The sequence below is a fragment of the Variovorax sp. V116 genome (assembly GCF_041154435.1).
In the GTDB taxonomy this organism is placed as follows: Bacteria; Pseudomonadota; Gammaproteobacteria; order Burkholderiales; family Burkholderiaceae_C; genus Variovorax; species Variovorax paradoxus.
Window position 1 is genome coordinate 1,509,137 of sequence record NZ_AP028661.1, and the last position, 25,751, is coordinate 1,534,887.

23 protein-coding genes are annotated in these 25,751 nt (G+C 70.1%); 14 read left to right on the top strand and 9 right to left on the bottom strand.

Features of this window, described 5'->3' with window-relative positions; all coding sequences use genetic code 11:
* Positions 1-60 precede the first annotated feature (60 nt).
* The 3 genes from ACAM58_RS07005 to ACAM58_RS07015 are packed head-to-tail and all read left to right on the top strand — an operon-like array spanning position 61 to position 3,387.
* Positions 61-1,209 carry a DUF1624 domain-containing protein gene (locus ACAM58_RS07005; protein WP_062362820.1) on the top strand — a complete coding sequence of 383 codons (1,149 nt, stop codon included), beginning with the start codon at positions 61-63 and terminating at the stop codon, positions 1,207-1,209.
* Positions 1,210-1,214: 5 nt separating this feature from the next.
* On the top strand, positions 1,215-1,967 hold the full coding sequence (locus ACAM58_RS07010; protein WP_062364426.1) for a DUF4198 domain-containing protein: 753 nt from the start codon (positions 1,215-1,217) through the stop codon (positions 1,965-1,967).
* Between the two features lie 13 nt (positions 1,968-1,980).
* Positions 1,981-3,387: an OprD family porin gene (locus ACAM58_RS07015; protein WP_244883388.1), complete on the top strand. Its 1,407-nt coding sequence runs from the start codon at positions 1,981-1,983 to the stop codon at positions 3,385-3,387.
* A 22-nt stretch (positions 3,388-3,409) separates the two neighbouring features.
* On the opposite strand, the gene ACAM58_RS07020 is transcribed toward ACAM58_RS07015, so the two are convergent.
* Together ACAM58_RS07020 and ACAM58_RS07025 are read right to left on the bottom strand one after the other, a co-directional pair.
* Positions 3,410-4,666, bottom strand: coding sequence for an MFS transporter (locus ACAM58_RS07020; protein WP_062362814.1), 1,257 nt, complete (start codon positions 4,664-4,666; stop codon positions 3,410-3,412).
* A complete protein-coding gene (locus tag ACAM58_RS07025; protein ID WP_062362811.1) occupies positions 4,653-5,186 on the bottom strand; it encodes a GNAT family N-acetyltransferase in 534 nt (177 codons plus the stop codon). Before ACAM58_RS07025 ends, ACAM58_RS07020 begins: the two co-directional genes overlap by 14 nt.
* 49 nt (positions 5,187-5,235) lie before the next feature.
* Between ACAM58_RS07025 and ACAM58_RS07030 the strand changes: the two genes are divergently transcribed.
* Positions 5,236-6,177: a LysR family transcriptional regulator gene (locus ACAM58_RS07030; RefSeq protein WP_062364424.1), complete on the top strand. Its 942-nt coding sequence runs from the start codon at positions 5,236-5,238 to the stop codon at positions 6,175-6,177.
* On the opposite strand, the gene ACAM58_RS07035 is transcribed toward ACAM58_RS07030, so the two are convergent.
* The 3 genes from ACAM58_RS07035 to ppc all read right to left on the bottom strand — a co-directional run bounded on the left by ACAM58_RS07035 (position 6,158) and on the right by ppc (position 10,971).
* Complete coding sequence (locus ACAM58_RS07035) at positions 6,158-7,396, bottom strand: MFS transporter (RefSeq protein ID WP_018903235.1); 1,239 nt, start codon at positions 7,394-7,396, stop codon at positions 6,158-6,160. The genes ACAM58_RS07030 and ACAM58_RS07035 overlap by 20 nt on opposite strands.
* Before the next feature lie 159 nt (positions 7,397-7,555).
* Positions 7,556-8,131 carry a hypothetical protein gene (locus ACAM58_RS07040; protein WP_062362808.1) on the bottom strand — a complete coding sequence of 192 codons (576 nt, stop codon included), beginning with the start codon at positions 8,129-8,131 and terminating at the stop codon, positions 7,556-7,558.
* Positions 8,128-10,971, bottom strand: a complete 2,844-nt coding sequence (gene ppc, locus ACAM58_RS07045; protein ID WP_062362804.1) for a phosphoenolpyruvate carboxylase — start codon at positions 10,969-10,971, stop codon at positions 8,128-8,130. The genes ACAM58_RS07040 and ppc overlap by 4 nt, the downstream gene beginning before the upstream one ends.
* Positions 10,972-11,053: 82 nt before the next feature.
* Here ppc and hemC point away from each other — a divergent pair, with 82 nt between their 5' ends.
* From hemC to ACAM58_RS07065, 4 genes are read left to right on the top strand one after another with little or no spacing between them, the layout of a single operon-like run.
* Positions 11,054-11,980, top strand: a complete 927-nt coding sequence (gene hemC / locus ACAM58_RS07050) for a hydroxymethylbilane synthase (RefSeq protein ID WP_062362801.1) — start codon at positions 11,054-11,056, stop codon at positions 11,978-11,980.
* Positions 11,981-11,997: 17 nt separating this feature from the next.
* A complete protein-coding gene (locus ACAM58_RS07055; RefSeq protein WP_062362798.1) occupies positions 11,998-12,771 on the top strand; it encodes a uroporphyrinogen-III synthase in 774 nt (257 codons plus the stop codon).
* On the top strand, positions 12,768-13,859 hold the full coding sequence (locus tag ACAM58_RS07060; RefSeq protein ID WP_062362794.1) for a uroporphyrinogen-III C-methyltransferase: 1,092 nt from the start codon (positions 12,768-12,770) through the stop codon (positions 13,857-13,859). The genes ACAM58_RS07055 and ACAM58_RS07060 overlap by 4 nt, the downstream gene beginning before the upstream one ends.
* Before the next feature lies 1 nt (position 13,860).
* Positions 13,861-15,144 carry a heme biosynthesis HemY N-terminal domain-containing protein gene (locus ACAM58_RS07065; RefSeq protein WP_012746524.1) on the top strand — a complete coding sequence of 428 codons (1,284 nt, stop codon included), beginning with the start codon at positions 13,861-13,863 and terminating at the stop codon, positions 15,142-15,144.
* A 114-nt stretch (positions 15,145-15,258) separates the two neighbouring features.
* Here ACAM58_RS07065 and ACAM58_RS07070 read toward each other — a convergent pair whose 3' ends face one another.
* Positions 15,259-18,486: an Rne/Rng family ribonuclease gene (locus ACAM58_RS07070; protein WP_062362790.1), complete on the bottom strand. Its 3,228-nt coding sequence runs from the start codon at positions 18,484-18,486 to the stop codon at positions 15,259-15,261.
* 559 nt (positions 18,487-19,045) lie between these two features.
* Here ACAM58_RS07070 and ACAM58_RS07075 point away from each other — a divergent pair.
* Genes ACAM58_RS07075 through ACAM58_RS07090 form a run of 4 tightly spaced genes read left to right on the top strand, consistent with a single transcriptional unit; the run spans position 19,046 to position 22,250 of the window.
* Positions 19,046-20,158: an RluA family pseudouridine synthase gene (locus tag ACAM58_RS07075; RefSeq protein WP_369664281.1), complete on the top strand. Its 1,113-nt coding sequence runs from the start codon at positions 19,046-19,048 to the stop codon at positions 20,156-20,158.
* A complete protein-coding gene (locus tag ACAM58_RS07080) occupies positions 20,151-20,822 on the top strand; it encodes an HAD family hydrolase (protein ID WP_062362788.1) in 672 nt (223 codons plus the stop codon). Before ACAM58_RS07075 ends, ACAM58_RS07080 begins: the two co-directional genes overlap by 8 nt.
* Before the next feature lie 10 nt (positions 20,823-20,832).
* Positions 20,833-21,204, top strand: coding sequence for a Rieske 2Fe-2S domain-containing protein (locus ACAM58_RS07085; protein ID WP_012746528.1), 372 nt, complete (start codon positions 20,833-20,835; stop codon positions 21,202-21,204).
* A 2-nt stretch (positions 21,205-21,206) separates the two neighbouring features.
* Entirely contained in the window at positions 21,207-22,250 is a 1,044-nt protein-coding gene (locus ACAM58_RS07090) for a S49 family peptidase (RefSeq protein ID WP_012746529.1), read from the top strand.
* 21 nt (positions 22,251-22,271) lie between these two features.
* On the opposite strand, the gene ACAM58_RS07095 is transcribed toward ACAM58_RS07090, so the two are convergent.
* From ACAM58_RS07095 to ACAM58_RS07105, 3 genes are read right to left on the bottom strand one after another with little or no spacing between them, the layout of a single operon-like run.
* The gene (locus ACAM58_RS07095) at positions 22,272-23,426 is read right to left on the bottom strand and encodes an MFS transporter (protein WP_062362785.1); all 1,155 of its coding nucleotides are present in this window, start codon (positions 23,424-23,426) and stop codon (positions 22,272-22,274) included.
* A 2-nt stretch (positions 23,427-23,428) separates the two neighbouring features.
* Positions 23,429-24,193, bottom strand: a complete 765-nt coding sequence (locus ACAM58_RS07100; protein WP_018903246.1) for an SAM-dependent methyltransferase — start codon at positions 24,191-24,193, stop codon at positions 23,429-23,431.
* Positions 24,190-24,771, bottom strand: coding sequence for a nucleoside triphosphate pyrophosphatase (locus ACAM58_RS07105; protein WP_018903247.1), 582 nt, complete (start codon positions 24,769-24,771; stop codon positions 24,190-24,192). Before ACAM58_RS07105 ends, ACAM58_RS07100 begins: the two co-directional genes overlap by 4 nt.
* Positions 24,772-24,854: 83 nt before the next feature.
* Here ACAM58_RS07105 and ACAM58_RS07110 point away from each other — a divergent pair, with 83 nt between their 5' ends.
* Positions 24,855-25,412, top strand: coding sequence for a DUF177 domain-containing protein (locus ACAM58_RS07110; protein WP_062362782.1), 558 nt, complete (start codon positions 24,855-24,857; stop codon positions 25,410-25,412).
* A gap of 146 nt (positions 25,413-25,558) precedes the next feature.
* Positions 25,559-25,741, top strand: a complete 183-nt coding sequence (rpmF, locus tag ACAM58_RS07115; RefSeq protein WP_007830466.1) for a 50S ribosomal protein L32 — start codon at positions 25,559-25,561, stop codon at positions 25,739-25,741.
* Positions 25,742-25,751: the final 10 nt, after the last annotated feature.

Consider the following 25,751-nt stretch of genomic DNA (forward strand, 5'->3'; position numbering starts at 1 on the left):
ACGCTACATTATTGGGAATTCATTCCCGATAACACCATGCCTGAAATCCCGCCTCCTTCCATGCCGGCCCGCGCCCGGCTGCTTTCCATCGATGCCCTGCGCGGCCTCGTGATCCTGTTCATGCTGCTGGACCACGTGCGCGAGACTTTCTACCTGCACCACCAGGTGCCCGACCCGATGGTCGCGGCCGAGACGCCGTCCGAGCTGTTCTTCAGCCGCCTGCTGGCCCACCTGTGCGCGCCGGTGTTCGTGTTCCTGACCGGGCTGTCGGCCTTTCTCTATGCCGCGAAGCAGCCCGGCGGCCGCGCGGCGGCTTCCTCCTTCCTGTGGAAGCGCGGCCTGTTCCTCGTGCTGCTGGAGGTCACGGTCATCAACTTCGCATGGACCTTCCAGTTCCCGCCGGCCAAGGTGTTCCTGCAGGTGATCTGGATCATCGGCCTGTCGATGCTGGCGCTGGCGGCGCTGGTATGGCTGCCGCGCAAGGTGCTCATCGTGCTGGGCATCGTGCTGGTCGCGGGGCACAACCTGCTCGACGGCCTGCACTTTCCCGTGGGCCATGCACTGCACGTGCCCTGGGCCATCCTGCATGACCGGGGCTGGATCGAACTGCCCGGTGCTGCACTGAAGCTGCGCACCTCCTATCCGCTGCTTCCATGGATCGGCGTGATCGCGCTGGGCTACGCCGCCGGGCCATGGTTCGCGGCCGGCGCCGATGCCGCGCAGCGCCAGCGGCGGCAGCTGGGCTGGGGCGCGGGGCTGCTGGCCGGCTTCGTGCTGCTGCGGCTGCTCGACGTGTATGGCGACAAGCCCTGGACGGCCGGCGACACCGCCCTGGCCAGCTGGATGGGCTTTCTCAACATCACCAAGTACCCGCCCTCGCTGCTGTTCATTGCGCTGACGCTCGGCATCGGCCTGCTGCTGCTGCGCGCGTTCGAGCGCCGGCAGGGTGCGGCATGGCTGGCGCCGCTGGCCGTGTTCGGTGCCGCGCCCATGTTCTTCTACGTGCTGCACCTGTACGTGCTCAAGTTCCTCTATCTCGGCGCCGAAGCGGCCTGGGGCCGGAACCACGGGGCGCTCTTCGGTTTCGATGCGATGTGGATGGTGTGGGCCGCCGCGGCCGTGCTGGCCGTTGCGCTGTACCCCGCGGTGCGCGCCTTCGCCGGCCTGAAGGCGCGGCGCCGCGACATCGCCTGGCTCAAGTACCTGTGATGGCCATGGCATTCCTTCTTCACAACCCCATGCTGCGCGGCGCCGTCGCGGCTTCGCTGCTGTGGGCCGCATCGGCCGCGGCCCAGGCCCACGGCATCTGGTTTGCCCAGCGCTCGGGCGACCTGGCGCTGATCTACGGCGAGGGCGGCGACGACCTCGACGCCGCCAAGCGCCTGCCGCTCATCAAGGCGGTGGCCGGCTACGACGCGGCGGGCCGCCCGGTGCAGACCGCGCTCGAAGCGGCCGGCAAGCTCGCGCTGGTCGACCTGCGCGAGCAGCCCGCCATCGTCGCTGCCGTGCTGGACAACGGCATCTGGACCAAGGCAGCCAACGGGCAGTGGTTCAAGAAACCCAGGGGCGAGGTGCCGGGCGCCTCGGCCAGCGGCCACAACTTCAAATACGCGGTGCATCTGCGCGCGCCGCTGGGCCGGCCGCTTGGAGGGCTGCCTGGCCATGCGCTGCAGATCGTGCCGGTCGATGCCGCGCTGCCCGCGATGCGCGGCGAACCGCTGCGCCTGCGCGTGCTCTACCGCGGCGAGCCCGCTGCCGGCGTGCCGGTGCTGGCCGACTTCGTCAACGACCCCGATGGCGAAGCGGTGCTGACCGCCGCCGACGGCACGGTCACGCTGCCGGTGCGCAACCAGGGACTCAACGTGATCGCCGCCAGGCTCGATGCGCCCGCGGACGATCCCGCCGCCACCGACAAGGTCGAGCACCTGGCCACGCTGTCGTTCCGGCTCGCGCATGCGCCGGAATGAGGAGGGGCAGGACATGATCCGCACGCAATCGGCATTCCCTGCCGCCCGTCCGGCCCCGTGCCGGCGTTTCCCGAGGGCCGGGCGACGCTGCTGGGGCGCCGCACTGATGATGCTCGGCGGTGCCGCGGCCGGTGCCGAAGCCCCGGTTGCCGAAGCCACCGGAGGCTTCGTCGAAGACACGCGATGGAGCCTGCTGAACCGCACCGTCCTTGAACGCCGCGACTACCTGGACGGCGGCAGGAGCAACGGCGGACGCAATGCCGTGCTGCCCAGGGCCAGGCGCAGCGACTACGCGCAGGAATGGGGCTACGGCCTCATGGGCGCGGTGGAGTCGGGCTTCACGCGCGGCGTGGTCGGCTTCGGCGCCGATGCGCACGCCTACTTTGCGCACAAGCTCTCGGGCGACGACCTGCGCGTCGGCAAGGTCCGCATGCTGCCGGTGGACCGCCAGGGCTACGCACAGGACGGCATTGCGCGCGGCGGCGCGGCGCTGAAGGTGCGCATCTCCTCCACGGTCCTCAAGGTGGGCGAGCAGCGCGCCAAGGCGCCGATCTTCAGTTCCTCCGACACGCGCCTCTTGCCCGAGACCATGCGCGGCTGGCTGCTCACGAGCCACGAGATCGACAAGCTCACGCTGCAGGCCGGCCATTTCACCGGCTCGGCCGACCGCAACGCGCGCGGCACCGCCAATCCGCTGGTCGTCAACTACCTCGACCCGAAGTCGCCGCGCGGCGATGCCTTCGACTTTGCCGGCGCCACGTGGAAGGCGGCGCCCGCGCTTTCGCTCTCGGCCTACCTCGGGCGGCTGAAGGACACCTGGCGCACCGGCTACCTCGGTGCCTCCTACGCGGTGCCGCTCGGCGCGAAGCGCGCCCTGGCCTTCGACCTGCAGCTCTATCACAGCAAGGACACCGGCCGCGCGCTGGCCGGCCCGATCGACAACACCACCGCGAGCCTCATGGCCACCTACACGCACGGCCCCCACCGCCTGGGCGTGGGCTGGCAGAAGGTGGACGGCGACACGCCCTTCGACTACCTGACGCGCGGTGCCATCTGGCTCGGCAATGCCGCGCAGCTGTCCGACTTCAATGCGCCGCACGAGCAATCGTGGCAGCTGCGCTACGAAGTCGATGCCGCAAGCTGGGGCGCGCCGGGACTCGCGATGGGCGCCGCCTACATCCGCGGCAGCGGCATCGACGGCAGCCGCGTGCCCGCCCGCGGCGGCTATGCCTGGCTGGGCTACGGCAAGGACGGCCGGCACTGGGAGCGCGACCTCTGGCTGCGCTACACGGTGCAGGCCGGATCGGCCAAGGGACTGGCCTTGCTGCTGCGCTATGGCGAGCACCGCAGCAACAAGGCGCAGGCCGAACTCGACGCCCGCCAGATCCGCGTGGCCGTCGAATATCCGATCGGGAGTTGATGGTGCGAGACGCCGGCGAAGTTCAGCGCGCACGCCGCGCGCGCTCCAGCCGGCCGAAGCGCACGATCATCCACGGCCCCAGCAGCGCGCCGAGCCCGACCGAGCTCCATGCCGCCACCCAGCTGTACGTGCTGCCGAAGCCGAAGCGCGTCTGTCCCCTGTCCAGCACCAGGCCGAACACCCAGGGGCTCAGCGCACCCGCGCCGAAGCCCATCACCGAGCGCACCGAGTACGCCACGCCCAGCCGGTGCGGCGCCACCACGTCGGCCAGCGCGGTCGAATAGACGGAGGAGTCCGCAATCGCGAGCAGGTTGTAGAGGGCGGCCATCACGGCCAGCAGCCACAGCGGCCAGGTCCACATCCAGCCGAACGCGAAGGACATGCACAGGCTCATGAGCGTGGCGGCCATCATGATGCGTGCGCGGCCGAAGCGGTCGGACGCGGCACCGCCCCCGATGCTGCCGAACACGCTCACCAGGTGCGCGAACGCCGCCAGCGCAATGCCCGCGCCCTGCCACGGCGCGGCGCCGCCGGCCGAGGCGACCAGGTAGGCCGGCAGCCAGGCCCACAGCGCCATCAGTTCCCAGCAGTGGAAGGCATAGGCCCAGTTGCCGGCCATCGCGGGCTTGTCGCGCACCGTCTCGGCCAGCGCATGCCAGGTGCCTTCGCGCGGCGGCGTTCCTGCGCCGGCGGCCGGTGCGGGCGGCCGCATGCGCCGCAGCGCCGGCACCGTGAGCAGTGCGCCGGCGAAGGTGCAGCCCGCCGCCGCCAGCAGGCCGAAGCGCCAGTGCAGGGCGTGGCTGAAGGCCGCCACCACCGCCAGCGACAAGGCGTAGCCCATCGACGCCGAACCAAGAAAGAGCCCCATCGCCCGGCCGCGCACGGCGGGCTCGGCGTTGCGCGCGAGCAGCTGCAGGCCCGGCGTGTACGAGGCGCCCGCGCACAGCCCGGCCAGGCCGTAGAGCAGCAGCGCCGAAAGATGGCCGTGCGCGAAGGCGGCAAAAGCCAGTGCCGAGCACGCGCTGACCGCGCTGCCGATCAGGAAGACGCGGTGCGGGCCGTAGCGGTCGGCCAGCAGGCCGACGGCGAACAGCGAACTCATGTAGCCCACGTGCCATGCGCTCTGGATCGAGCCAGCCTGCGCGGCCGTCATGTGCCAGTCGGCCATCATGAAGGGCAGCACGCCGGAATAGGCGGTGACCACCATGGCCTGCAGCAGCCGGCTCGCGCACAGCAGCGCAAGCCATCCGCGCGCGGGGGCCGGTTCAGCGCAGCGCACGTTGCATGAGCACGGTGTCGACCCACTGCCCGAACTTGAAGCCGACGTTGCGCAGCACGCCCACCGTCTCGAAGCCCAGGCCCTGGTGCACGCGCTGCGAGCCCGCATTGGCGCTGTTGCCGATCACCGCCACCATCTGCGCGAAGCCGCCGTCGGTGCAGCGCCGGATCAGCTCCTGGAGCAGCGCGCGGCCGATGCCACGGCCCTGCATGCCTTCTGCCACGTAGATCGAATCTTCGACCGTGTGGCGGTAGGCGGAGCGGCTGCGGTAGGGGCTTGCATAGGCGTAGCCGGCCACCTCGCCGTCCTTCAGCGCGACAAGGTAGGGGAGGCCGCGCGCCAGCACGCCGGCGCGGCGCGCCTGCATCTCTTCGACGCTCGGCACCTCTTCCTCGAAGGAGCACAGGTCGTGCAGCACGTAGCGGCTGTAGATGGCCTGTACCGAAGGCATGTGGTGCGCCCCGGCGTCGAGGATTTCGGTGGAGGCGAGAGCTTGGGTGGCTTGAACAGGCGAAGGCATGGTCCGGATCTTGACGCTGCGCGGACGATAAGTGAAGCTTCGCCGACTGATGCAAGGCATAAGGAATACTTTGGATAAGACGCTCAACCTCGACCAGCTCCGGTCCTTCGGCCTGGTGATCGAAACCGGCAGCTTCTCGGCTGCGGCCGACCGGCTCGGCCTCACGCAGCCCGCGGTGAGCCTGCAGGTCCGCCAGCTGGAGCGCAGGCTCGCGGTGCGCCTGGTCGAGCGCGTCGGCAAGCGCGCCAAGGCCACGCCGGCCGGTGCGGAACTGCTGCGGCACAGCCACCACATCGAAACCGCGGTGGAGAACGCCATCGACGCGCTGGCGGACCATGCGAGCGGCGTCACGGGCCGCGTGCGGCTGGGCACCGGTGCCACCGCCTGCCTCTATTTTTTGCCGGCCGTGCTGCGCAGCCTGCGCGAGCAGTTTCCGGCGCTCGGCATCGTGGTGAGCACGGGCAACACCGACGACCATGTCCGCAAGGTGGAGGAGAACAGCAGCGACCTTGCGCTGGTGACGCTGCCGGCCGCGGGCCGCTCACTGAGCGTGGTGCCGGTGCTCGACGACGAATTCGTCGCCATCGGCCGCAGCGACCTTGCGCCGCTGAAGGCGCGCGTGGCACCCGCCGACCTGGCGGCGCTGCCGCTGGTGCTGTTCGAGCCCGCGGCCAACACGCGCAAGCTGGTCGACCGCTGGTTCGCGGACGAAGGCCTGCAGCCGCAGCCCGTCATGGAACTGGGCAGTGTCGAGGCGATGAAGGAAATGGTGGCTGCGGGGCTGGGCTACGGCATCGTCCCGCGCATGGCAATGACGGGCCGCGGCGCGCACCCGGGCCTGAAGATCAGCCGCCTGGCCCCCCGCATGCACCGCACGCTGGCCGTGGTGATCCGGCGCGACAAGCCGGTCAACAAGGCCCTGCGCGTGGTGCTCGATGCGATCCTTGCGGCGGGCGCACAGGCCAGCCGCGCTACTCGGCCGAAGAAGTAGCGAGCGCGGCGCCGCCGCGCGCCCGGCCCAGCGTGCCGACGATCAGCGCCGCGATCAGCACCAGCACGCCGCTGAGCACCATCGCGCTGGAGATGCCGTGGTTGTCGACCGTCACGCCGCCGATCAGCGCGCCGGAAGCGATTGCCACCTGGAAGCCGCTCACGAGCAGGGCCTGGCCGGCTTCGGGCGCGTCGGGCACGGCCTCCATCATCCAGCCCGTGAGCGCGACCGGGATCAGGCCGAAGGCCACGCCCCAGATCACGACCACCACCGCGCCGGGCACGAAGCCGGAGCCGATCACCGTCGACAGCAGGAGCGCGGTCGCGAGCATCAGCGCCGCCAGCAGGGTGGTGCCGCGCACGCTGCGCGCCACCAGGCTGCCGCCGAGGAAGGTGCCGACAAAGCCCACCGCGCCATACACCAGCAGCAGCGTCGAGACCGAGTTGGGCGCGAGGCCGAACACCTGCTGCAGCAGCGGCTTCAGGTAGGTGTAGGCCGCGAAGTGGCCGGCAATGAAGAACAGCACCGCGAGCAGCCCGACCTGCGCCATGCGCCGCGTGAGCGGCGTGAGCAGGTCGCGCGCACCGATGGCGCGCACCGGCGGTATCGCGGGCAGCAGCCACAGCTGCACCAGCAGCACCGCGGCCGCGAGCGCGCCGGTCACCGCGAACGAGGCGCGCCAGCCGAACTGCGTGCCCAGGAACGAACCCGCGGGCACGCCCAGCACGGTGGCGGCGGACACGCCCGCCAGCACCAGCGACATGGCGCGCGCCTTGGAGGCGTCCGGCACCAGCTGCGTGGCGGCGGCCGGCGCAAAGGTCCAGAAGCCGCCCACGCACAGGCCGAGCATGAGGCGCGCGACCAGCATGGTCGCGAAGTTGGGCGCAAAGGCGGCCAGCAGGTTCGAGGCGATCAGCAAGGTGGTGAGCGCGATCAGCACGGTGCGCCGGTCGAGCCGGCCCGAAGCGACGATGAGCGCGGGGCCGGCAAAGGCCGCCAGCACGCCGGGCATGGTGATCATCAGGCCGGCCGTGCCGTCGGACACGTTCAGGCCGCGGGCGATGTCGGTCAAAAGGCCGATGGGCATGAACTCGGTCGAGACCATGGCAAAGGTGCCGACGGCGATCGAGCCGACCGCCAGCCAGGCGGAGCGGGCGGTCCTGGCGGGCTCGGGCGCAAGATCGTCGATGCAGGGGTTGCTGCTGGGTGAATTCATCATGGGAAGAAGTCCTGGACCGCGTCGGCAAGCGCATACCGACACGTTGTTGCGAAAGGCTTCCCAGTGTCCGGGCGGACAGGCCCGCCACCAAGGGGCCTGCCGGCAGTAGTCAGTTTCCCGGCGGCGAACAATCGACCCTTTTGCCGTTCCCCACCTTCCCTAGATATGCGGTGCGCGAAGCTCCAGCACGCGCCCATCGGCAATGAACGAATCGCCCACCAGCACGCGGAAGGCCGCACCTGCAGGAAACCGGGGGCCGGCGGTCTGCGGCGACAGCAGCTCGATGTCCAGCGCATGCGGCTTGCCCCGCGCGAGCGCTCCCCCCGGCGGCACGAACCAGCGCGCCGAGAAGCCTTCGTTGCCGACCACCAGCGCGCAGCGGTATTCGCCCGGCGCGAGCGGCACGTCGTGCGAAGGCAGTGCCGGCGGGCGCAGCCTGAGCTCGGCCAGGAAGTGGGGCGTGAACGCGCGCGCCGCATCGAAGCCCGCGGGCTCGGCCGGCGCCGCGCGCCGCGGCAGCTTGCCGATGAGCCAGGCAATGACGTTGCCGATGATCGGCACCCACAGCACCATCAGCAGCGTGCCGATGTCGCGCGTGGTCGTGCCGCGCTCGGCGTAGTGCCGCACGATCGCGCCCGCGACCGCCAGGCCCAGCAGGATGAGGACGATGAGCCTGCGGCGGGACTGGATGGTGGTCATCGTGGAGGCATTGCCCTTCGGTGCATTGGCCTTCATCCGGTGTTGCGCAGGCCGGCCGCCACCCCGTTGATCGAGATGTGGATGCCGCGCTGCAGCCGCTCGCCGCCTTCGCCCGCGCGGTAGCGGCGCATCAGCTCGACCTGCAGGTGATGCAGCGGATCGATGTACGGAAAGCGGTGGCGCACCGAGCGTTGCATCTCGGCGTTGCCTTCGAGCCTTTGCTTGGCGCCGGTGATGAGCGTGAGCGCATCGGAGGTGCGGTGCCATTCGGTGTCGATCATCGAGAACACCTTCTGGCGCAGCTTGCGGTCGGTCACCAGCTCGGCGTAGCGCGAGGCCAGCGCGAGGTCGCTCTTGGCCAGCACCATGTCCATGTTGGAGAGCAGCGTGCGAAAGAACGGCCACTGCGCATACATGCGGCGCAGCAGCGCAGTGCGCTCCTTGCGCGCGGCCGGCGTTGCGGCCGAGGCCAGGAACTGCTCCACGCCCGAGCCGAAGCCGAACCAGCCGGGAATGGTGAGCCGGCACTGGCCCCAGCTGAAGCTCCATGGCACAGCGCGCAGGTCGTCGATCTTGTGGCTCGGGTTGCGCGAGGCGGGACGCGAGCCGATGTTGAGTTCGGCAATCTCGCGGATCGGCGTGGAGCCGAAGAAGTAGTCGCCGAAGCCCGGGGTTTCGTAGACCAGCTTGCGGTAGGCCGACATGCTCGCGCTCGACAGCTCCCCGGCCGCCGACAGGAACGTGGCGGGCGCCGACTTGGCCTGCGGCAGCAGCGTGGCTTCGAGCGTGGCGGCCACCAGCGTCTCGAGGTTGCGCCGGCCGATCTCGCGGTTGGCGTACTTCGAGCCAATGACTTCGCCCTGTTCGGTGAGGCGGATCTGGCCGCGCACCGTGCCGGGCGGCTGCGCGAGGATCGCCTGGTAGCTCGGTCCGCCGCCGCGTCCCACCGTGCCGCCGCGGCCATGGAACATGCGCAGGCGAATCGGGTTGGCCTTCTTCTTGTTGAGCTCGTCGAACAGCGCCACCAGCGCGATGCCCGCGCGGTAGAGCTCCCAGTTGCTCGTGAAGATGCCGCCGTCCTTGTTGCTGTCGCTGTAGCCGAGCATCACGTCCTGCTCGGCGCCCGAGCGCTCGATGAGCGCCTGGATGTTCGGCAGCGCATAGAAGGCGCGCACGATGGGCGCGGCATTGCGCAGGTCCTCGATGGTTTCGAACAGCGGCACCACGATCAGGTCGCAGGTGGCCTTGCCGTTCATCGCGCCGCGCAGGAGGCCCACTTCCTTTTGCAGCAGCAGGGCCTCGAGCAGGTCGCTCACCGTCTCGGTGTGGCTGATGATGTAGTGGCGGATGGCCGCCGCGCCGTAGCGCGCACGCGCCGTGCGTGCGGCCGCGAAGATCGCGAGCTCGCTCTGCGCCAGCGGCGAGTACTCGGCATCGGGCACGCGCAGCGGACGCGCGTCGTCGAGCAGCTTGAGCAGCAGCGTCTGCTTCGCTTCTTCCGCCAGCGAAGCGTAGGCCGGCTCGATGCGTGCGGTGGCCAGCAGTTCGGCGATCACGGCCTCGTGCTTGTCCGAGCTCTGGCGCAGGTCGACCGTGGCCAGGTGGAAGCCGAACACCTCGACCGCGCGGATCAGCGGCCGCAGGCGCGGCGCCGCCAGCACGCTGCCGTGCTTCTCGACGAGCGACTCTTCCACCGTGCGCAGGTCGTCCAGGAATTCCTCGGCCTTCGCATAGGGGTTCTGCGGCGGCACGGCGTGGCGCGCGGCCTCGCCGCCGGTGAGATCGCGCAGCGTGGCCGCCAGCCGCGCATACACGCCGGTGAGCGCGCGGCGGTAGGGCTCGTCCTTGCGGTGCTCGCTGGTGTCGGGCGAGCGCGCGGCCAGCGCCTGCATCTCGACCGACACGTCCACCAGCGTGGCGGACAGCGAGAGCTCGCCGCCGAGGTAATGCACTTCGGTGAGGTAGTGGCGCAGTGCCAGCTCGGCCTGGCGGCGCAGCGCGTATTCGAGCGTTTCGGCCGTCACGTTGGGATTGCCGTCGCGGTCGCCGCCGATCCACTGGCCCATGCGCAGGAAGGGCGCCACCGAAGGCAGCACGCCGCCCTGGCCCAGCGCCTTTTCGAGGTCGGCATAGACGCGCGGAATCTCGCGCAGGAAGGTGGCTTCGTAGTAGCTCAGCGCGTTCTCGATCTCGTCGGCCACGGTGAGCTTGGAAAAGCGCAGCAGCCGCGTCTGCCAGATCTGCGTGACGCGGATGCGCATCTGCGTTTCGTTCTCGGCAAACTCGAGCGGCGTAAGCGCGTCCTTGGCGCCCGCGTAGGCGCTCTGGCGCAGCTTGATCTCGTCGCGCGTGGTGAGCAGCTGAGCAATGGCGCGCTCGGCATCGAGGATGCTCTTGCGCTGCACTTCGGTCGGGTGCGCGGTGAGCACCGGCGACACGTAGCTGCGTGCCAGCGAAGCCACCACCTCGTCGGGCTTGACGCCGGCCTTGCGGATGCGCGCAAGGGCGGTCTGCAGGTCGCCGTCGGCGCTTTCGCCCGCGCGCTCGGCCTCGGTGCGGCGGCGGATCAGGTGCCGGTCTTCGGCCAGGTTGGCCAGGTGGCTGAAATAGGTGAAGGCGCGGATCACGCGCACCGTCTCGGCCGCGCTCAGGCCCTTGAGCAGGTTCTTGAGCGCGCGGTCGGCCGCCTGGTCGGCATCGCGGCGGAAAGCCACCGACAGCGTGCGGATCTTCTCGACCAGCGCATAACTTTCCTCGCCCTCCTGTTCGCGGATCACGTCGCCGAGGATGCGGCCCAGGAGCCGGATGTCGTCGATCAGCGGCTGGTCTTCGGCTTGCCGGCGCTTGGGCGGCGCAGGAGTCTTGCTGGCTTTCATTTCGATGTTTTTCCTGGTCTAGAAAGAATGCGCCGCCTGCGTTGTTGCGGCGCAACATGCTAGCATTCCAGAGGTCTTCAACATGTACTTTTTGGGAGCGGCCTTGAGCAATATCGTGATCGCCACGCGCGAAAGCCGGCTCGCCCTGTGGCAGGCCGAGCACGTGCAGGCGCTGCTGCAGGAACGGGGCCACGCGGTCAGCCTGCTGGGCATGACCACGCGCGGCGACCAGATCCTGGACAAGTCGCTCAGCAAGGTGGGCGGCAAGGGCCTCTTCGTGAAGGAACTCGAACTCGCGCTCGAGGAAGGCCGCGCCGACATCGCGGTGCATTCGCTGAAAGACGTGCCGATGGACCTGCCCGAGGGCTTCGTGCTGGCCTGCGTGCTGGAGCGCGAAGACCCGCGCGATGCGCTGGTGTCGCCGCGCCATGCCTCGCTCGACGAACTGCCGCAGGGCGCCGTCGTCGGCACCTCCAGCCTGCGGCGCGTGGTGCTGCTGCGCGCCTTGCGGCCCGACCTGCGCATCGAGCCGCTGCGCGGCAACCTCGACACCCGCCTGCGCAAGCTCGACGAAGGCCACTACGACGCCATCGTGCTCGCGGCGGCCGGGCTCAAGCGGCTCGGGCTCGAGCATCGCATCCGGGTCGCCTTCGATCCCGACACCATGCTGCCGGCCGCGGGGCAGGGCGCACTCGGCATCGAGGTGCGGGCCGACCGCACGGACCTGATCGCGCTGCTGGCCGCCTTGTCGCATCCGCGCGATTGGCTGGCCACCGCCGCCGAGCGCGCGGTGAGCCGGTCGATGGGCGGCAGCTGTTCCATGCCGCTGGCGGCCCATGCGCGCTGGCAGGCCGACGGTGCGCTGCGCGTCGATGCGGCCTGGGGCGACCCCGAAGGCAACGCTGCGCTGGTGCGGGTCCATGCGCAAGCGCCGGCCGCCGACTTCGCGCAGGCCGGCGCCCTCGGCGAGCGTGCCGCCGCGCTGCTGCGCGACGCCGGCGCGCACTGAAGATTCTTCAAAGAGCGATGGCTGCCAAGCCCGTCATCGTCACGCGGCCGGCGCGCGAGGCCGCGCAGTGGGCGGACGAATTCCGGGCCGCCGGGCTGGACGCCGCGGTGCTGCCGCTGATCGCCATCGAGCCCGCCATCGAGGTGGAGCCGCTGCGCGCAGCGTGGAAGCATCTTCCCGACTACGCGGCGCTGATGTTCGTGAGCGCCACGGCGGTCGAGCATTTCTTCCTGCATGCGGAAGAAGGGCAACGCGCAACCGGCCCGCGCTTCTGGGCCACGGGACCGGGCACGGCGCGCGCGTTGTTGCGTGCCGGCGTGCCGCAAGACGCCATCGACGCACCGCCTCCCGACGCCGCCCGCTTCGACTCCGAGGCGCTGTGGGAGCGCGTGAAAGGGCAGGTCGGCCAGGGCGTGCGCGTGCTGATCGTGCGCGGCGGCGATGCGGCCGGCCAGCCGAGCGGACGCGACTGGCTCGCGCGCGAGATCGACGCCGCAAAGGGGTTGCGCGACACGGTGGTCGCCTACCGGCGCCTGCCGCCATCCTTCGACGACGCGGCGCGTGCGCTGGCACTCGACGGCGCCGCGGGGCGCGCGGTCTGGCTGTTCAGCAGCTCGGAGGCCATTGCCAACCTGTGCGATGCCATGCCGGGCACCGGCTGGCATGCGGCATGCGCGGTGGCGACCCATGCGCGCATCGGCGAAGCCGCGCGGGCCGCGGGATTCGGTGTGGTGCGCGTGTGCCCGCCGCTGCGGGAAGCCCTGGTCGCGTCGATAGAATCCTTCACATGAGTGCTGCGTCCCCGTCCGACGACTTCTCCCCCCCATCTGCCGCCGCGCCGGTGCCCGCCACGCTGGCGATGGCGCAGTCGCCCGAGTCGCAGGCGGCCGCCGCAACAATGCTCTCGCGCGTCGGCTTCGGACTGCTGGCCATCGTGGCATTGGCGGCCCTGGTGATGGCCATCTCGCTGTGGCAGAAGGTCGGCGGCATGCAGGAGCAGCTGGCGCGCCAGAGCGCCGATGCGCTGGCCCAATCGCTCGAGGCGCGCACCCTGGCCCGCCAAGCCATCGACACGGTGCGCGAGACCGCGGCGCGCGCCGCGCTCACCGAAACCCGCGTTGCCGAGGTCGCGCTGCAGCGCTCGCAGCTCGAAGAACTGATGCAGAGCCTCTCGCGCTCGCGCGACGAGAACCTGGTGGTCGACATCGAATCGGCCGTGCGCCTCGCCCTTCAGCAGGCGCAGGTCACGGGCAGCGTCGAGCCCCTGCTCGCGGCCCTCAAGTCCGGCGACCTGCGCATTGCGCGCGCCGCGCAGCCCCGGCTGGCGCCGCTGCAGCGCGCCATGCAGCGCGACGCCGACCGCCTGCGCAGCAGCGCGAGCGCCGACAGCGGCGAGGCGCTGCAAAAACTCGACGAGCTGATGCGCAGCGTGGACGACCTGCCGCCGCTCAACGCCGTGGCCATGCGCGGCTCGGGGCTCAATGCCTGGCAGCCGGAACCCATTCCCGCCGATGCCGCCTGGTGGGAGAGGGTGCTGCTGACGATACGCGCCGAAGCGCGGTCGCTGGTGCGGGTCGGGCGCATCGAGCGGCCCGAGGCGGTGCTGCTGGCACCCGACCAGACTTATTTCCTGCGCGAGAACCTCAAGCTCAAGCTGCTCAATGCGCGGCTTTCGCTGCTGTCGCGGCAGGTCGATGCCGCGCGCAGCGAACTCGCCACGGTGGCCGCATCGCTGAACCGCTATTTCGATCCCGCATCGCGGCGCACGCAGGCCGCCGCCACGCAGCTGCAGCAACTGCAGGCGCTGATGAAAACCGCCGAACCCCCGCGCATCGACGACACGCTGTCGGCGCTGGCCACGGCCGCGGCGGGGCGCTGAGGTGAGAGCCGCCCTCTGGCTCCTCGCGCTGTTCGCCGTCGCGGCGGCGGTGGCGCTGTTCGCGGGCAACAACCAGGGCACGATCACCGTGTTCTGGCCGCCGTGGCGGGTCGACCTGTCGCTGAACCTGGTGCTGGTCATCCTGCTGGCCGCGTTCGTGCTGCTCCATCTTGCATTGCGCGGCCTGGCGGCCTTGTTCTCGCTGCCGACCCAGGCGCGCCAATGGCGGCTGCAGCAAAAGGAACGCATGCTGCACTCGGCCCTGCTGGACGCCATGGTGCAGCTGCTGTCGGGCCGCTTCTCGCGCGCGCGCAAGGCCGCACAAGCCGCGCTGGTGCAGGAGAAAACGCTGGCTGCGCTCGGCGCGAGCCTGCCGCAGTCCCAGCAGGTGCGCGTGCTGTCCCACCTGCTGGCTGCCGAGAGCGCGCAGGCCCTGCAGGACCGGCCCGCGCGCGACGCCCACCTGCAGCAGGCGCTCAACGAAAGCGTCGAGCGCAACGTGCTCGCCAGTCCCGAAACGCGCGAGGGCGTGCAGCTGCGCGCTGCGCGCTGGGCACTCGAAGACCACGATCCCGCGGGAGCCCTCACCCGGCTCGAGGAGCTTCCCCAAGGCGTGCAGCGGCGCACGCTCGCGCTGCGCATCCGGCTGAAGGCGGCGCGCCAGGACGGGCGCACGCTCGAAGCGCTGGAAACGGCGCGCCTGCTCGCCAAGCACCGGGCCTTTTCCGATGGCGCGGCGCAGAGCATCGTGCGCGGCCTCGCGACCGAGCTGCTGTCGGGCGCGCATGACCCGGCACAGCTGCTTCGCGCCTGGGCCGAGCTCGACGCGGCCGAGCGCGAAATGCCCGAGGTCGCGATTCACGCCGCCCAGCGCATGGTGGCGCTGCGCGGCGACCTGTCGCTGGCGCGCGGCTGGCTGCTGCCGGCCTGGGAGCGCATGGTGTCGCAGCCCCGGGGCCTGGGCGACACGCTGCGCGTCAAGATGGCGCGCGCCCTCGAGGCGGGGCTCGACTCGGTGGATGCCGATTGGCTGGCCCGCATCGAAACCGCGCAGCGCAACAACCCGCGCGACCCCAACCTGCAGTACCTCGCGGGCATGGCCTGCATGAAGCGCCAGCTCTGGGGCAAGGCCCAGCAGCTGCTGATGCAGGCCGGCCTGGGCCTGCAGGACACGGAGCTGTACCGGCGTGCCTGGCTGGCACTGGCCGAACTGGCCGAAACGCGCGGCGACGAAGAGCAGGCCGCAGCGGCCTGGAAGCGCGCAGCGCAGACCGAGAAGGCCTGACCGGCATCGGCACCGCGCTGCGGCGCTTGCCGCTCTTGCGTTCCCCATAAAAAAACGGCGCCGATGTGGCGCCGTTCTTCCTTGCCGCCGGGCCCTCGGGCCCGGGCTTCTTCTTCAGTTCACGCCTTGCGCATCGGAAGGTGCCTTTTCGAACGGCAGCGTCATCGCGCCGAGTTCGCGGCGGGTTTCAACCAGCACCAGCGGACCGTCGTCGAGCACGATCGCAGGCGGGCGCTCGCGCGGCACGTGCACCGGCTTCGGCTCGGCCGCGATCGCTGCGCGGGCCTGTGCAATGCGCTCGGCATCCGAGTTCACCCACTGCAGGCCCGAGCTCTCGGCGATCTGCGCGAGTTCGCTCAGCGGCAGCTCGAAGGGTTGCACCTTCGGAAGTGCACGGCCGTTGGCTGCAGCCGCGGGCTTGCTGCTGCTGCTCTCGACGGCGACAGGCGCCGCCGCGACTGCAGCGACCGTGGCTGCGGGAGCTGCGGGAGCGGCTGCGGCCGGGCGATCGAAGTAGCTCCGTGGTGCCGGTTCGCGTGCTTCTTCTTCGCGCACTGCGGCGCGTTCGGCCGTTGCCGGCGGCTGGGGCTGCTGGCGTGCCGGTGCTTCGCCCGCCTCGGCGTTGTCGGCCGATGCGCCGGCCACGCTGGCTTCGCTGTCGTCGCGCGGACCGCGCTCGCGGCGGTCGCGGCCGTAGCGGTCGCGCGAACGGCCGCGGCGCTCTTCGCCTTCGCGGCGCGGTGCCTGCTGCTCGCCGCTGCTGGCTTCGCCTTCATTGGCGGGTGCCATTTCGGCGGCCTCGGCGATGCGGATGTCGGCTTCGTCGAGATTGGCCGGTGCCGCTTCGCCGTTGGCGAAACGCGGCTGGCCTTCGCTGCGGCGCTCGCGGCGGCCATCGCTGCGCTCGCCTCGCGGCGCGCGCTCTTCGCGGCCACCGCGCGGGGTGCGTTCGGCCTGCGTGCCGTCCTGCGCGGCCACGTTGTCGCCGCCGGAGGCATCGCGCGGTGCATCGGTGCCATTGCGCTCGCCGCGTTCGGTCCGTTCACCGCGTTCGCCACGGTCCCGGCGTTCGCCGCGGCCGCGGGGCGCGCGTTCTGCCGGCGCATTGCCTTCATCGCCGGCGGGTGCGCCCGATGCCAGCTGCTGGGCTTCGAGGCTGCCGTCGATCGGCTCGGCCGATGCCGGCCGTGCCTCGCGGCCTTCGCCTTCGCGGCGCTCGCCGCGGCCACCGCGGCGCTGTTCGCCGTCGCGCGGGCCGCGTGCTTCACGGGGCTCGCGAGGTTCGCGGAGCTCGCGCGGTTCGCGCTGTTCACGGGGCTCGCGTTGTTCGCGCGGCTGGGCGGCTGCTTCGCTGCGGATCTCGCTGCCGCGTCCTTCGCGGCGCTCGCCACCGCGGCCGCCGCGGCGTTCGCCGTCGCGGCCACCGGAGCGGCTGCCGTTTTCACCGCGGCCTTCGCCGCCGCGGCCACCGCGGCGCTGTTCGCCATCGCGGGCGCCGCGCGCTTCGCCGTCGCGGCCCGGGCGGCCGCCGTCACGTCGCGTGGGCTTCGGAGGCTCGACCGGGATCACGGCCGGTGCGGGTGCCGGTGCCGGCGTGCCGCCGAACCAGCTCTTGATGCGGGCGAAGAAGCCGGTCTCGGCCGGTGCCGGTGCGCTCGCGACGGGCGGCGCGACCGGTGCCGGGGCCACGGCGGCCGGCGCGCGCACCGGTTCGGGCCGGGGCGGCACCACGGGCGCGGGCGCATCGGGCAGCACGCCCTTGATGACCGGCGTCTGCTTGTTGGTGGGCTCCTGCGAGCGGCGCGTGACCGAGGTCGGGTCCTCGATCTCGTCGGCCATCTTGTAGCTGGCTTCGATGTGGTCCAGACGCGGGTCGTCGTGCTTCAGGCGCTCGAGCTTGTAGTTCGGCGTTTCGAGCGTCTTGTTGGGCACCATCAGCACGGTGACGCGCTGCTTGAGCTCGATCTTGGCGATCTCGGGGCGCTTTTCGTTCAGCAGGAACGAGGCCACCTCGACCGGCACCTGCACGTGCACGGCGGCCGTGTTGTCCTTCAGGCACTCCTCCTGGATGATGCGCAGGATCTGCAGCGCGCTCGATTCGGTGTCGCGGATGTGGCCCGAGCCGCCGCAGCGCGGGCAGGGGATCGACGAGCCTTCGCTGAGCGCCGGCTTCAGGCGCTGGCGGCTCATTTCCATCAGGCCGAACTTGCTGATCGAGCCGAACTGCACGCGGGCGCGGTCTTGGCGCAGCGCGTCGCGCAGGCGGCTTTCGACTTCGCGGCGGTTCTTCGACTCGTCCATGTCGATGAAGTCGATGACGATCAGGCCGCCCAGGTCGCGCAGGCGCATCTGGCGGGCCACTTCGTCGGCGGCTTCGAGGTTGGTGCGGGTGGCCGTTTCCTCGATGTCGCCGCCCTTGATGGCGCGGGCCGAGTTCACGTCGACCGAGACCAGCGCCTCGGTGTGGTCGATCACGATGGCGCCGCCCGAGGGCAGCTGCACGGTGCGCGCATAGGCCGATTCGATCTGGTGCTCGATCTGGAAGCGGCTGAACAGCGCGGCGTCGTCGCGGTAGCGCTTCACGCGGGCGGCATGCTCGGGCATGACGTGCGCCATGAACTGCTGCGCCTGCTCGTAGATGTCGTCGGTGTCGATCAGGATGTCGCCGATGTCGTGATTGAAGTAGTCACGGATCGCGCGGATGACGAGCGAGGATTCCTGGTAGATCAGGAAGGCGCCCTTGCCGCCCTTGGCCGCGCCGTCGATGGCGCTCCACAGCTTGAGCAGGTAGTTCAGGTCCCACTGGAGTTCGGGCGCCGAGCGGCCGATGCCGGCGGTGCGCGCGATGATGCTCATGCCCTTGGGGTACTCGAGCTGGTCCATCGCCTCCTTGAGTTCGGCACGGTCGTCGCCCTCGATGCGCCGGCTCACGCCGCCGCCGCGCGGGTTGTTGGGCATCAGCACCACATAGCGCCCGGCCAGCGAAATGAAGGTGGTGAGGGCCGCGCCCTTGTTGCCGCGTTCTTCCTTCTCGACCTGGACGACCAGTTCCTGGCCTTCCTTGATGACGTCCTGGATGCGCGCCTGGTTGGCGGAAACGCCTTCGGCGAAGTATTGCTTGGAGATTTCCTTGAACGGCAGGAAGCCGTGGCGGTCTTCGCCGTAGTCGACGAAACAGGCTTCGAGCGAAGGCTCGACGCGCGTGACGACGGCCTTGTAGATGTTGCCCTTGCGCTGTTCGCGCCCTTCGATCTCGATTTCGTAGTCGAGGAGCTTTTGCCCGTCGACGATGGCCAGGCGGCGTTCTTCGGCCTGCGTGGCATTGATCAGCATCCGCTTCATGATGCGTTGTCCTTATATGTATCGTTCTACAGGCCCATGACGGGCCAACGATGCACGGACGACGCCCGCGAAACGAGGGGAATTGCCGCTTGGCCCCGGATGTTGTCGCTGCCGCGCCGAGCGCGGACAGGCCTCTTGAGCGTCAGCTCAGGAAGACAGCCGGGGTGGGGGCGCGTGGATGGGCGCGAGCCAGGTTCGGTGTTGAGCAGCTATCTTATTGATAGCTGGTTGCGCAATGGTGGCGCGCGGTGCGGATGACTCAATGCCTGAGGCCGCTGGCAGAAGCCAGGTGGGCCAGCGCAGGCACATTTGAATCAGCAGCATCAACACAAGGGACTCGCTTCGATCCGCCGGCAGCTTGGAAGCTGCAGGCTGGGTATTCCGTATCGGTGTTTCGTGGGTGTCGGCTTGACTTGGGCGCCACGCCTGCCACTTTGCGCAATTGCGCGGGGTTTGCAGGTTCGGCGCCAAAGCGGCATCGACCTCGCAGCATGGTCCTGGGCGTTTGACTGCAGTGATCTAAACTTCTGTCTAATCAAGCACTTACACGACCGCGCTGGTGAAAAACATTATAGGTGCGAAGCAAGGCCCCGCGGCCGCTCCAAATCCCGCAGTTCCAGGCCCCGCAGTCCAAAAGGCTGCGGCGGAGGCCGGCGCGCCGCATGCGGCCATCAAGTTCATCACCGTCGATGCGGAATCCGCGGGCCAGCGGCTCGACAACTTCCTGTTTCGCCATCTGAAGGGCGTGCCCAAGACGCATGTCTACCGGATCATCCGCTCGGGCGAGGTGCGCATCAACAAGGGGCGGGCGCAGGCCGAGACCCGCATCGAGGCCGGCGACGTGCTGCGGCTGCCTCCCATCCGGATATCGCCGCGCGCCGAAGAGGGCGCCACGCCGCCCGCGCCGGCGCGCGAATTCCCGGTGCTGCTGGAGGACGACGCGGTGCTGGCCATCGACAAGCCCGCCGGCGTGGCCGTGCATGGCGGCAGCGGCGTGAGCTTTGGCGTGATCGAGCAATTGCGCACGGCGCGCCCGGGCGCCAAGTTCCTGGAGCTGGTGCACCGGCTCGACCGCGAGACCTCGGGCATCCTGCTGGTGGCCAAGAAGCGCAGCGCGCTGGTGGCGCTGCAGGACCAGTTCCGCGAACGCGAGACCGGCAAGACCTACCTTGCGCTGGTCGAGGGCGCCTGGCCCGCCAACAAGAAGGTGCTCGATGCGCCGCTCGCCAAGTACCTGCTGCCGGGTGACGGCGCGAGCGCCGGCGAGCGCCGCGTGCGGGTGGTCGCCAAGGACCATCCCGATGCCATGCGGGCCGTGACGCTGGTGCGCGTGCTGGCGCGGCTCACGCTGCCGGGTGACGCCGCGCCGCTGTCGCTGCTGGCGGTCACCATCAAGACCGGCCGCACCCACCAGATCCGCGTGCACCTTGCATCGGCCGGCCATGCGATTGCGGGCGACGACAAGTACGGCGACTTCGAGCGCCAGCGCGTGTTGCAAAAGCTCGGCCTCAAGCGCATGTTCCTGCATGCCTGGCGGCTGCAGTTCAACCACCCCGCCACCGGCGAGCGCGTGGCGCTGCAGGCCGGCCTGCCCCCTGAACTGCATGCGTTGATGCCGCCCCAGGCGATCGAAGCGCTCGCCCAACATCCCACTCCCACGGCCAATGACTGATTCCTCCAGACCCCTGCGCTTCGACCTGATCGCCTTCGATTGGGACGGCACGCTCTACGACTCCACACGGCTCATCGTGCGCTGCATCCAGGCGGCGGTGATCGACGTCGGCGGCGCCAAGCCGAGCGAGAACGATGCCGCATGGGTGATCGGCCTGGGCCTGGCCGAGGCTCTTGCGCGCGCCGCGCCCGACGTGCCGAAGGAAAAATACGCCGAGCTCGGCGCCCGTTACCGCTACCACTATCTGCAGCACCAGGACGACCTCGTGCTGTTCGACGGCGTGCTGCAGATGATCGATGCGCTGCGCGCGCGCGGCCACAAGCTTGCGGTGGCCACGGGCAAGTCGCGCCGCGGCCTGAACGAGGCGCTGAAGTCGGTCGCGCTGCGCGACCGCTTCGACGCCTCGCGCACCGCCGACGAGACCTTCGGCAAGCCGCATCCGCGCATGCTGCTGGAACTCATGGAAGAACTCGAGGTGCTGCCCGAACGCACCCTGATGATCGGCGACACCACGCACGACCTGCAGCTGGCGCTCAATGCCGGCTGCCCGAGCGTGGGCGTGAGCTACGGCGCGCACGAGCCCGAGAGCTTCGATGAACTGAAGCCGCTGTTCGTCGCCCACTCGGTGGCCAGCCTGGAGGCATGGCTTCTGGAGAACGCCTGAAAATCGCGGCATGAGCGAAGAACAGCGCATTCCCCTGTGCAATGCCTCGGACCTGGTCGAAGGCAGCCGGGCCGTTCCCTTCGACGTGGTCTACGGCGGCGAAACCTGCCGGGCCTTCGCGGTGCGCTTCGAGGGGCAGCCGCATGCCTATCTCAACCGGTGCAGCCACGTGGCGATGGAACTGGATTTCCAGCCCGACCGCTTCTTCGACGACAGCGGCCAGTGGCTGCTGTGCGCCACCCATGGTGCGGTCTACCGGCCGGACACCGGCGAATGCGCCGGCGGCCCGTGCCGCGGCGGGCTCGTGAAGATCGCCCTCAGCGAACGTGACGGCGTGGTGCACTGGCATACTGCCTGGAACCTCCATCCCCTGAGCTTTTGACAATGACCGACCCGAACCGCACGGAACCCGAAGGTTTTGATCCTTTTGAGCCGGCCACCCCCATTGCGTCCTCGCAGGGCGCGCCGAGAAACATGGCCAAAGACCCCACGCAGCGTCCCGGATGGGAGCGCGCAACGCTCGAGAAACTCGCCTTCGCCTCGCTCAACGAACAAAAGGCGGCGCGCCGCTGGAAGACCTTCACGCGCCTGTCGTGGCTCGCCTTCTTCATCTTCCTGGTCTGGCTCGCGATGTCGCGCAGCACGCCGAGCACCGCCAAGACCACGGCCCACACGGCAGTGGTCGAGATCAAGGGCGAGATCGCCAACGGCGGCGACGCCAGCGCGGAATTCGTGGTCGCGGCCATGAAGACCGCGTTCGAGGACGAGGGCGCCAAGGGCATCGTGCTGCTGATCAATTCGCCGGGCGGAAGCCCCGTGCAGGCGGGCATCATCAGCGACGAGATCAAGCGCCTGAAGGCCAAGCACAAGAAGCCGATCTACGCGGTGGTCGAGGAAACCTGCGCCTCGGCCGCCTACTACATTGCCGCTGCCACCGACAAGATCTTCGTCGACAAGGCCAGCATCGTCGGCAGCATCGGCGTGCTGATGGACGGCTTCGGCTTCACCGGCGTGATGGAAAAGGTCGGCGTCGAGCGCCGGCTGCTGACGGCCGGCGAGAACAAGGGCTTCCTCGACCCGTTCAGCCCCATGAGCGATGCGCAGCGCGCCCATGCGCAGGCCATGCTGAACCAGATCCACACGCAGTTCATCAACGTGGTGAAGAACGGTCGCGGCGACCGGCTCAAGCTCGACACCCCGGGCCTTTTCAGCGGCCTCTTCTGGAGCGGCGAACAGGCCGTCGAGTTCGGCCTGGCCGACCAGCTGGGCAATGTCGACTTCGTGGCGCGTGAAGTCATCAAGGCCGAAGAGGTCACCGACTACACCCGGCGCGACAACGTGGCCGAGAAGCTCGCGAAGAAATTCGGCGCGGCCATGGGCGCGGCCACCGTGCGCTCGCTGCAGTCCGCCACGCCGGCGCTGCGCTGAGGCCGGCGGCGGCGAGGCGTCTCAGGCGCGGCGGCTCTCGTCGCCCGTGAAGCGGGCCGACGCCGCCAGCGCCGCGGCAAACACCACGACCACATAGAGCGCGGCCGTCAGCGAACTGGCCCGCGCGAGCAGCCCGATCACCGCCGGGCCGGCCATGAAACCCAGGTAGGCCACGGCCGAGACGGCGGCAATGCCGATGGCGGGCTCGACGCCGGGCACGCGCGCCGAGGCGCCGAACAGGATCGGCACCACGTTCGCAAAACCGATGCCGACGCCCGCGAAGCCGACCAGCGCGAGCCAGGGCAGGTCGGTCAGCAGCACCAGCGCCATGGCCGCCGCCGCAAGAATGCCGCTGCCGCGCAGCAGCGCCGTCGGCGAGAAGCGCGCGCGCAGGGCGTCGCCGCCGAAGCGCGCGGCCGCCATGGCGGCGGAGAAGCTCGCGTAGGCCAGCGCGGCCTGCTTTTGCGGACTGCCGAGTTCCTGCTGCATGTAGAGCACGCTCCAGTCGTAGATGGCGCCCTCGGCAATCAGGCCCAGCGCGGCGAGCACGCCAAGCACCGCCAGCGTGCCGCGGGGCAGCCGGAAGCGATGGTCTGCCGGGGCCGCATCGCTCGCAACGGGCGGCTTGGGCAGCATGTGCATCGAGGAGCAGGCAACCACCAGCACCATCGCCGCCGCCACCCAGAGCAGATGCGCCTGTGCGCCGAGCCCGGCTGCCAGCGCTGCGCTGCCGCTCGCGGCGCCGGCCATGCCGCCCAGGCTGAACATGCCGTGCATGCCGCTCATCAGGGGCTTGCCGCCGCGCAGCTCGAGCTGCGCCGCCTCGGTGTTGATGGCCACGTCGAACACGCTGGTCACAAGGCCGAAGGCCGCCAGCAACGCCAAAAGAAAAGGATAGCCCGGCATCGCGATCAGGCCGGCGAGCAGCAGGGCGTAGATAGAGCCGCAGAGCGCAGCCATGCGCCGCGGGCCGTGGCGGCCGATCCAGCGGCCGGCGCTGGTCAGCCCGAACATCGCGCCGGCGCCGGCCGCGAGCAGCGCCAGCCCGAGCTCGGCCTCGTCGATGCCGTAGTGCGCCTTGACCGTCGGAACGTGGACGCCCCAGGTCGCAAAGATGAATCCGGACGAAAAGAATTGCGCACGCGAGGCCCAGCGCGTGCCGGCGGTCACTCCCATCGTCAACGCCCGATCGCGAACACGGCAGGCAGGCGTTCGTCCAATGTGCCCGGCTGCGCCTTGGCGCGCCAGGATTTCACGGTTTCGCTGCGCACGTGGGCGCTGGCGAGCGTGAGGCCGCGCGCCACCGCGAGCCGGGTGTTGTGCTGCAGCGTCTGCACCAGCGCCTGCAGCAGCGCCGCGTTGCGATAGGGCGTCTCGATGAACAGCTGCGTCTGGCCTGTCTTGAGCGCCAGCGCCTCGAGCTCGCGGATGCGCACCTGGCGCTCGCCGGCGTCCTGCGGCAGGTAGCCGACGAAGGCGAAGTTCTGCCCGTTGAGGCCGCTTGCGGCCAGTGCCAGCAGCAGCGAGACGGGGCCGGTGAGCGGCACCACGGCAATGCCCAGGTCGTGCGCGGCGCGCGCCACCGAGGAGCCGGGATCGGCCACCGCCGGCATGCCGGCCTCGCTCAGCAGGCCGATGTCGTGGCCTTCGAGCGCGGCGGCCAGCAGCGGCCGGGCGTCGAACTGGCCGGCGTGGTCGCCCTTCTTGTGCACCTCGCGCGGCAGTTCGCGGATGTCCTGCGCCTGCAGCGGCGCCGCCAGCGGCGCGACGGCATCGATCCGCTTCAGGTAGGCGCGGGCCGACTTGGCGTTCTCGCAGATCCAGTGGGTGATCCCGGCAGCGGCCTGGATCGTGCCCAGGGGCAGGGCGTCCTGCAGCGGCGCCTGGGTGTCGCAGCCGAAGTCGAGCGGCGCGGGAACGAGGTAGAGCTTGCCGTGCGTCACAGGAGTTCGACCCCCGCGGCGCGCAGCATCCGGCAGGTGCGGATCAAGGGCAGGCCGACCAGGGCCGTCGGGTCGTCGCTGTCGATCGCGCTCAGCAGGGCGATGCCGAGGCCCTCGCTCTTCGCGCTGCCTGCGCAATCGTAGGGCTGCTCGGCCTGCAGGTACTGCTCGATGGCCGCGTCGCTGAGTTCGCGGAACACCACCCGCACCGGCGCCAGGTCGCGCTGGACGAAACCGGTGGCCTCGCAGACGACGGCCACCGCGGTCTGGAACACCAGCGTCTGGCCGCGCATCCGGCGCAGCTGGGCCGTGGCGCGCGCGTGGTCGCCGGGCTTGCCGAGCGCCTCGCCCGCCAGCTCGGCCACCTGGTCCGAGCCGATGACCACGGCTTCGGGAAAGCGGGCGGCCACGGCGCGGGCCTTTTCGAGCGCCAGCCGCTCGGCCAGCTCGCGCGGCGTTTCACCGTCCAGCGCCGTTTCGTCGACTTCAGGCGGTTGTACATCGAAGGGCAGGTGCAGGCGGTTCAGCAGTTCGCGCCGGTAGCGCGAGGTCGAGGCGAGGATCAAGGGGCGTTGCATGGGCCAGATTGTGCGGGAGCCGCGCAAAACCCTCAGGCATGCCTTTGGGGCGGTGAAGCGGCCGGCGCGCTAGACTGGCGTGGATGAAGAGAGAATTTGCCCCCCAACGGCTCGACGTGGCCGGCTTTGCCGCCGCTGCCGCCACCCTTGGCGCCACCGACCCGGTGCCCAACTGTGTGCGCCTTGCCGCCGAACTGGCGGCCCCGGCGCCCGATGCCGTGGTCCGCTGGACGGCGACCGGCGAAGAGCGCCCGGGCGCCGATGGCAAAGCCGTGCCCTGGCTCCATCTGGAAGCCGACGCGACCGTGCCGCTGACCTGCCAGCGCTGCCTGACGCCTGTGGAGACGCCATTGGTGGTGGACCGCTGGTTCCGTTTCGTCGCCGACGAGGCGACGGCGGAAGCCGAAGACGAGGAATCCGAGGAAGACCTGCTCGTCGTGAGCCGGGACTTCGACCTGCCCACCCTGATCGAAGACGAACTCCTGATGGAGATTCCCGTCATGCCCGTGCACGAGGTCTGCCCGGTCCCGGTGCGGCTCTCGTCCAGCGACGACGACTTCCAGGCGGCCGAAGAGGCCAAGCCGAACCCTTTCGCGGTGCTCGGGGCGTTGCGTTCGCGCAAGCCGGAAGAGGGCAAGTAGCCCTTTCTCGGCACCTGGGCTATAATCATGGGCTTCGCGCGCGCCGCCGTGAGCAGCAAGACAGGTAAGGGCATTCCATGCATGCCCCTGGATTGCCACCGCAAGAGAGCGCATCCAATCACTCACCTAACAGTCCAGGAGCCATCATGGCCGTCCAGCAAAACAAGAAGTCGCCTTCCAAGCGCGGCATGCACCGTTCCCACAATGCGCTGGTCGTGCCCGGCATTGCCGTTGAGCCGACCACTGGCGAAACGCACCTGCGCCACCACATCAGCCCCAACGGTTTCTACCGTGGCCGCCAGGTGCTCAAGAACAAGTCCGAAGCCTGATCTCGCATCC